The sequence below is a fragment of the Glutamicibacter sp. AGC46 genome, from assembly GCF_053543715.1.
In genome coordinates, this window is record NZ_JBLVOJ010000012.1 from 219211 (window position 1) to 225469 (window position 6259).

7 protein-coding genes are annotated in these 6259 nt (G+C 59.6%); 4 read left to right on the forward strand and 3 right to left on the reverse strand.

All coding sequences use genetic code 11. The features are described from left to right. Positions 1-35 precede the first annotated feature (35 nt). The 3 genes from ACNPM8_RS09195 to ACNPM8_RS09205 all read right to left on the reverse strand — a co-directional run bounded on the left by ACNPM8_RS09195 (position 36) and on the right by ACNPM8_RS09205 (position 2340). Positions 36-857 (reverse strand): hydroxymethylpyrimidine/phosphomethylpyrimidine kinase, encoded by an 822-nt coding sequence (locus ACNPM8_RS09195; protein WP_332487402.1) that lies wholly within the window; start codon positions 855-857, stop codon positions 36-38. A 36-nt stretch (positions 858-893) separates the two neighbouring features. Continuing rightward, positions 894-1508: a hypothetical protein gene (locus ACNPM8_RS09200; protein WP_365943045.1), complete on the reverse strand. Its 615-nt coding sequence runs from the start codon at positions 1506-1508 to the stop codon at positions 894-896. Between the two features lie 124 nt (positions 1509-1632). After that, positions 1633-2340 carry a TetR/AcrR family transcriptional regulator gene (locus ACNPM8_RS09205; protein ID WP_365943046.1) on the reverse strand — a complete coding sequence of 236 codons (708 nt, stop codon included), beginning with the start codon at positions 2338-2340 and terminating at the stop codon, positions 1633-1635. A gap of 355 nt (positions 2341-2695) precedes the next feature. On the opposite strand from ACNPM8_RS09205, the gene ACNPM8_RS09210 reads away from it, so the two are divergent. From ACNPM8_RS09210 to ACNPM8_RS09225, 4 genes are all read left to right on the forward strand, one after another. Continuing rightward, positions 2696-3406 carry a queuosine precursor transporter gene (locus ACNPM8_RS09210; protein ID WP_365943047.1) on the forward strand — a complete coding sequence of 237 codons (711 nt, stop codon included), beginning with the start codon at positions 2696-2698 and terminating at the stop codon, positions 3404-3406. Positions 3407-3472: 66 nt separating this feature from the next. Then, positions 3473-4168, forward strand: coding sequence for an ABC transporter ATP-binding protein (locus ACNPM8_RS09215; RefSeq protein ID WP_448939714.1), 696 nt, complete (start codon positions 3473-3475; stop codon positions 4166-4168). After that, positions 4158-5756 carry a hypothetical protein gene (locus tag ACNPM8_RS09220; RefSeq protein WP_448939715.1) on the forward strand — a complete coding sequence of 533 codons (1599 nt, stop codon included), beginning with the start codon at positions 4158-4160 and terminating at the stop codon, positions 5754-5756. Before ACNPM8_RS09215 ends, ACNPM8_RS09220 begins: the two co-directional genes overlap by 11 nt. A 13-nt stretch (positions 5757-5769) precedes the next feature. Next, positions 5770-6225: a GNAT family N-acetyltransferase gene (locus ACNPM8_RS09225; RefSeq protein WP_105658592.1), complete on the forward strand. Its 456-nt coding sequence runs from the start codon at positions 5770-5772 to the stop codon at positions 6223-6225. Positions 6226-6259 lie beyond the last annotated feature (34 nt).

Sequence of the window (6259 nt, forward strand, 5' to 3'; positions counted from 1 at the left end):
CGGCAGTGGCCAGCAAACACTCCAGCAGCCAGGGCCTAGCGGCGGCCGCCCTGCCAGAGTGCGTCAAACGGGGTGTTGCCAGAAACGCGGTTGCGGATGCCTTCGGTGACAAACGCCTTGGCTGTGCGGGCTGCCTCCAGCGGGGTAGCGCCCTTGGCCAGCTCAGCAGTTACGGCTGCGGCCAGCGAGCAGCCCGCGCCGGAGACCGCAACTTCGCCGATCTTCTTCTCGCGCAAGACCTCGAGGGTCGTGCCATCGTAGAAAACGTCCACGGCGTCTTCGCCAGCGATGCGGACTCCACCCTTGGCCAGGACCGCCGCGCCGGAGACCTCATGGATCTTCTTGGCGGCTTCGATCAGATCATCTTCGGTGGTGATCTTGATTCCCGAGAGCTGTTCAGCCTCGAAGTGGTTCGGGGTGACGAACGTAGCCAAGGGCAGCAAGGCAGCCTTGAGGGCTTCGTCGGTGTCCAGTGCGTGGCCTGGTTCCTGGCCCTTGCAAATCAGCACCGGGTCCAGCAGTACGTTGTCCCACTGCTGGGAATTCAACGCGGTGGCAACGGTGTTGATCGTTGCTGGCGAGCCCATCATGCCCAGCTTGACCGTGCTGAGCTTGTCCTCGTAGCAGGCCTGGATGGCTTCGAGCTGATCGGCAATTACCTGCTGGTCAACGGGAACGAAGCGGTGGTTCCAGGAGTCCTTGGGATCGAAGGAGACGATGCAGGTCAAAGCCACGATGCCGAAGGTTCCCAGTTCCTGGAAGGTCTTCAAATCGGCCTGGGCGCCTGCGCCGCCAGTGGCTTCGGAACCAGCAATGGTCAGGGTCATGGCTGGAGAGGCAGTGTTTGTATTAGTCATAGTCTCAATTGCGGGTAGTGCGGGTAGGGAATGGGATTAGCTGTGCTGCCAGAAGCTGAGCGTGGTCGCTTTGGACCAGCCTTCGGGAAGCTGCTGGGCGTGTTCTGCGGTGGCTACCAGCAGCAGCCAGGGCAGCCCGTGGCCGAAAGCTGCGCCTGCAAAGTTAGCCAGTACCGCGCGGCGAGCCGCATCGGGATCAGCGGGGGAGAAAAGGTCCGGGTCGGTAAGCAGGCCGTAGTTTTCGCCGTAGCGCATGCGTCCTCGGGCGACCGGACGGTCGAAGTCGGTCACCTCAACGACGTCATAGTTATCCATTGGAGCCTCGAAAAGCCCGGACGTATCGGCGAGCTTGACTACCTGCTCGACGTCGTCGGGCTTGCCGGCCAGCAGATGCATGGTCGTGCTTTGCTGCCAACCCGAAGTGGCGAGTTCTGCAGCGGTGCTGTCATTGGGAGTGCCCAAGAGGATCAAGCGCTGCGCGTCCTTTGGCGCGGACCAGGAAGCATCAGGCCAGTAGCGGAGGATTTCCACGTCTTCGCCGTCTTGATTCACCGAACGAATCTCGTGCTGGTTCGGGAAGGAAGCAATGCGATCACGCAGCGTGGCGTAGTCGTGGGTCCAGCTTGGCAGTGCTCGTGCCATTGCGCTCATAGTGCTGCGTTCTCCTTTGGTTCGCTAGGGATCACCTATCGGCATGTTTGACTTTACGCCTTAAGGCGCGGTGATACGGAACTCTGTGTCAGGGTGTTTGCCGACGCGCGCAATCCGCGGCTTTTCAGGAGGCTTTCGGCCTTCTCAGCGGTGAAGGATCTGCCATGGACACCTCGGCAATCCCTGCTGGCCCTGGATCCATCAGTGCCAGCACATCTTCAAAGAGCGAGCGCACCACAGGCAAGCGGCAGAGCACCGCGAACTTGGCGGCAACCGGTGCCATGTTCTTCATCAGAAGTCTGGATCGGCGCTGCTGCGGCGACTGGTCGAAAGCCCACGCCGAGAAGATCTGGCGGGAAACCAGCAGTAAGAACTTCGGCAGATCGCGTCGTATGCCCAATGGGGGCAACGGGCGGGATCCGGAAACGACCTTCTCCCATATCTCCAATTCAATGCTGGAAATCTCGTCGTTGCCCATATCGCGCGCGAGCATCAGACGCAGGAACGCAGGCCCGAAATCGTGATAGGGAGCCAACGCTTCGACGCCCGTGTCGAGTACTGCGCGGATGTTGGCTTCGAGGGTATTTCCCTCTGCGAGCATCCCCGCGCAAAGATCATATTGCTCCCTGCGCAGGTTCAGCAGGAGCTGGGCAACGATCTCCTCTTTGGACTTGAAGTAGTAGTACGCATGCGACAGGGAAACCCCTGCGTTCGAAGCAATGGCACGCATGCTCGAGGCTTTATATCCGTCCGTGGCAAAGCACTCCAAGGCAGTTGCCAAGAGCTTGGCTTGGGTCTGCTGGCCTTTTTCGGTGCGTGGTTGCGTTGTCATGGAGCCTTTGGATGGAAGTGGGTGGATCCGATTCTACCAAGTATTTGAACGCGTTCAAAAAAGGAAAATTTTCATGCTGATGTACGGGAGGACGGTCACTGCACTATTTGTTTCCTCGAATTTATAGTTCGAAGACATTCAAGTGAGATATGAATTTTGGAATTCTTTGATTTCTGAAACATGGTTGGTCTTCAACAGGTGAGAACGTGGCCGCAGTTATGCATGGGATACTTGTTGCGTAAGTGCTAATACAGCGGGACAGCGCGCAGGCATGGAACCTTCACCCTTTTGATTCGTGGGCAGGGCCGTGCCCTTTAGCGATGTTCTGGCGAACCACTTTGACAAGGAAAAATTCATGGGCGATTCCAACGCCAGCAACAATCTGATTCGAACCAAGAACGCGGTTTTCGCTTCTTCGGGTTCTCCCTACTTCTCCACGGTGCTCACCTTGATGGGCGCGGTCGTGATTCTTTCGAATATCGGCGCCTCCAAAGGTGTCAGCTTCGGTCCGCTGATCACCGATGGCGGTTTCTTCCTCTTCCCGCTGGCCTACATTCTGGGCGACGTCATTGCGGAAGTCTACGGATTGAAGGCGGCTCGCCGTTCAATCCTGGTGACTTTCGCCTTGGCGTTCTTCGCAGTGTTCTGCTTCTGGGTCATGATCCAATTGCCATCAGCCGAGTTCTACGACGGGCAAGACGCATTTGAGCGCACCCTTGGCCCGATCTGGCAGATCGTCGTCGCCTCCGCTTGCGGCTTCCTGGTGGGGCAGCTGGCCAACTCATGGGTGCTGGTCAAGCTCAAGGAACGCACCGGCGAGCGTGGGCTGATTCTCCGCTTGATCGGCTCCAGCGGTGTTGGGGAGTTCCTGGATACCCTGATCTTCTGTGCCATTGCAGCGCCAGTTATCGGCATCGCCGATGCGCCGACATTCATCAACTACGTGGTGGTGGGCTTCATCTACAAGACCGCCGTGGAGGTCCTGTTTGTTCCGGTGACCTCGATGGTCATCAAATGGTTCAAGAAGCGCGAACCTGGCTACAGCCAAGCGGCCATCGCAAGCTAGTGATCCTGTGGGCATCATCCGTGAGGGCGATGCCCCCAGCTGTATCCGGACACTAGAATCGATGGCATGCAGACAGGTCAAAGCGCTGAAGTTCAGCTAGAAGCACGCGACTTGACCATTGGCTATCCCAATCGCGTGATCTGCGGGCCGATCAACCTGCAGCTGGCTCCCGGTGCTGGCTTAGGAATTATCGGTGCCAATGGCAGCGGAAAATCAACACTGATCCGCACGATCCTGGGACATCTCATTCCGGTGGAAGGCACCGTCGAGTTCCAAAGTCTTCCCGTGAATGAAAGCTCGGAGCATTTTCGCCGTACCGTCGCAGTACAGGTCACCGACGGCGCCTTCTTCGAAGAACTCACGGTGCGCGAACATCTGGAAATGGTCGTTCGTGGACACGGACTGGATGATTGGGCCCAGTTAGTCCAGGCAGAACTCGACTTCTTCGAAATCACTGCTGCTGCCGATCACCTTCCCGGCGAGCTGTCTTCTGGCCAACGCCGTAAGCTGCTGCTCGCCGCGGCCTTGATCCGTCCGGCAGAACTGCTGATTCTTGACGAACCGGAACAACGCCTGGACCTGCGTATCAGGCAGAAGCTGTACCAGCGGCTTGCCGGGGTACGCGGCAGGGGAACAACTTTGCTAGCGGTGACCCATGATCCGCTGATGCTGCGAAGCTGCGTGGACCAAGTGCTGCTTCTGGATGAAGACGAGGGTGAACTGCTTGATCCGCAGGCCGGGGCGCAGTGGCTTGAGCGCTAGCCGGGTTGCAACCCATGCCGTTGATTTCAATCCTCGAGAACTGGTCAATCGAGCCAAGAAGCGACGGAATTTCTCCGAGAAATTCGACAGCTTTTCCGATGCCTATGTCTGGGTGCTGGCCGCGCTGGTGGCGTTGGCTTACCTCTTCAGCGCACTCTTTGGCATGCTGTTTGTGCTCTTGGGCGAGGGCGTAGCGTACCAAGTGCTGCCTAGCGCCGTCTGGCGCTTGCAGGACCTCTCTTTCGTGCTATTGGCCTTGGCCGGCTTGGCAACCTTTCGGCTCATGCTCTACCTGGGGCCTTGCGGGCTCAGTGCGGCCAAGGCCGACTGGTGGCTGCCGCTGCCGGTCAAGCTCCGGGCTATCCGCCAGCCGACGTGGCGAAATGCGGTGCTCATCGGTCTTTTCGCGAGCAGCTTTGCCGGTGCGTTGTGGCTGATCGTGATGCTGGGGCTGGCCGGATCGCTCCCGGTACCCGTTGCAGTCCTTGGGCTCGCCTGCTTCGCAGTGGCCGGTGTCGGGCTTGCCAACGCGGCCACGGCGATCCAGGGGAAGAACCAGCAAATAGCTGCGCGACGGATCTGCGACTGGGTGGGCCTCGGGCTGCTCATCGCCTTGGCCGTGCTGTGGATGCTCTTGATGTTCCAGATTCCTTGGGCCCAAAGCCTGGTTGGCGCTATGGCTGCGGCCACCTTGAAGCCGGCTGCCTGGGTGCTCGCCTTGCTCGTTGTCCTAGTACTTAGCGGCGCGAGTACGTACGGTGCGTTTCGCCATTTTGACCAGATTCCGGGCCGGGCGTTGCGTTTTGCCGGAGAGCACCAGCAATTCGCCGTGGGGGCTTTGATGCAGGGCGACTCGCGAGGCCTCTCGGCTCCGGCGACATCCGCTATTAGCCGCAGGCGCGCACGCGGTGGCGAGCTCACCGCCAAGTTGCCGGTGGCGTGGCGCATTCTCTGCCTCCGTTTGCTGAGGGGAGGCCGTTGGCATTCGGTGGCCGGGTTCCTGCTCCTGGCTTTCGCGTTGGCCGCCACGGTTCAGCGAATTGCCAACCCGCTGAGCGCAGCGGCCTTTTACCTGGTGCTCTGCCTGGTTCTCACCTTGAGCATTTCCGCGACCATTGCACCGCTCGTTTCCGAACGGCAGCTCACCCAGCTTCTAGGGATTTCGGAACAGCGCCTGATGCGGGCAGCAACGCTGTATGCAATGCTTTTTTCAGCCACCGCCTTGCTGTTCTTGACCGGCGGGCTGGGAATGCTGGGCATGATCCAGCTGGATCGCATTTGGCTTTGGATCGCCGCAGGCCTGGGCGCCGCGTTGGGGTGTGCTGCGGCAAGCAGTGCCCACGCCAGCAGGGAAGAACGGGACTGGGATGCATTACTCGGGGGAGCCACCAGCGAGTCGGCCGTGGCCACGTATCTTTTCCTGGAAACAGCGACTTTCCTTCGGGCAGCTGCCACGTTCTCGCCAATTTTCTTCTTGGTGCTCAGCCCCGGTACTCCCATTCCCTTGTTGCTGTGGATCGCGGCAATGCTCTTTGGTGCAAGTGCCCTGGTTCAAGTTTCCGGCAGGAAGCTGGGCGCGGGGGCGTAGGTAGTCTTGGAGGATGAACGATTTGATTTCCATCCACGAGCCCGATGGGCTTTCCGCAGAATTGCTCTACTCAATACTGAAACTGCGTGCCGAGGTATTCATCGTCGAGCAGCGATCGTGCTACCCGGACATCGATGGCCGCGATCTGGATGCCGGCACTGTGCATCTGGTGGCCACCGAGAACGGGAAAGTGCTGTGTACTGTGCGAATCATGGACAGCGCAAGCGGCACTCCGCGCATTGGGCGGGTTGCAACGGCCGCAGAAGCCCGAGGCCGGGGCCTGGCCGGGGAACTCATGCAGCGTGCCGTGGCGCTTTGCGCTCCGGAGGCGGAGATCCAGCTCAGCGCCCAGACCCAGCTGGAGGGCTGGTACGGAAAGTTCGGTTTCCTCCGCTCCGGAGAAGACTATGACGACGACGGGATCATGCATTTGCCGATGACCCGCGCAGGGCAGAGGGCTTCGGCTTAGAAAAGCCAGAGGCATCGATTCTCCTTGCACTGCC

What these genes read in the sequence shown, in the direction of transcription:
- ACNPM8_RS09195 (WP_332487402.1), bottom strand. Translation starts at nt 857, where the DNA reads ATGACTAATACAAACACTGCCTCTCCAGCCATGACCCTGACCATTGCT.
- ACNPM8_RS09200 (WP_365943045.1), bottom strand. Translation starts at nt 1,508, where the DNA reads ATGAGCGCAATGGCACGAGCACTGCCAAGCTGGACCCACGACTACGCC.
- ACNPM8_RS09205 (WP_365943046.1), bottom strand. Translation starts at nt 2,340, where the DNA reads ATGACAACGCAACCACGCACCGAAAAAGGCCAGCAGACCCAAGCCAAG.
- ACNPM8_RS09210 (WP_365943047.1), top strand. Translation starts at nt 2,696, where the DNA reads ATGGGCGATTCCAACGCCAGCAACAATCTGATTCGAACCAAGAACGCG.
- ACNPM8_RS09215 (WP_448939714.1), top strand. Translation starts at nt 3,473, where the DNA reads ATGCAGACAGGTCAAAGCGCTGAAGTTCAGCTAGAAGCACGCGACTTG.
- ACNPM8_RS09225 (WP_105658592.1), top strand. Translation starts at nt 5,770, where the DNA reads ATGAACGATTTGATTTCCATCCACGAGCCCGATGGGCTTTCCGCAGAA.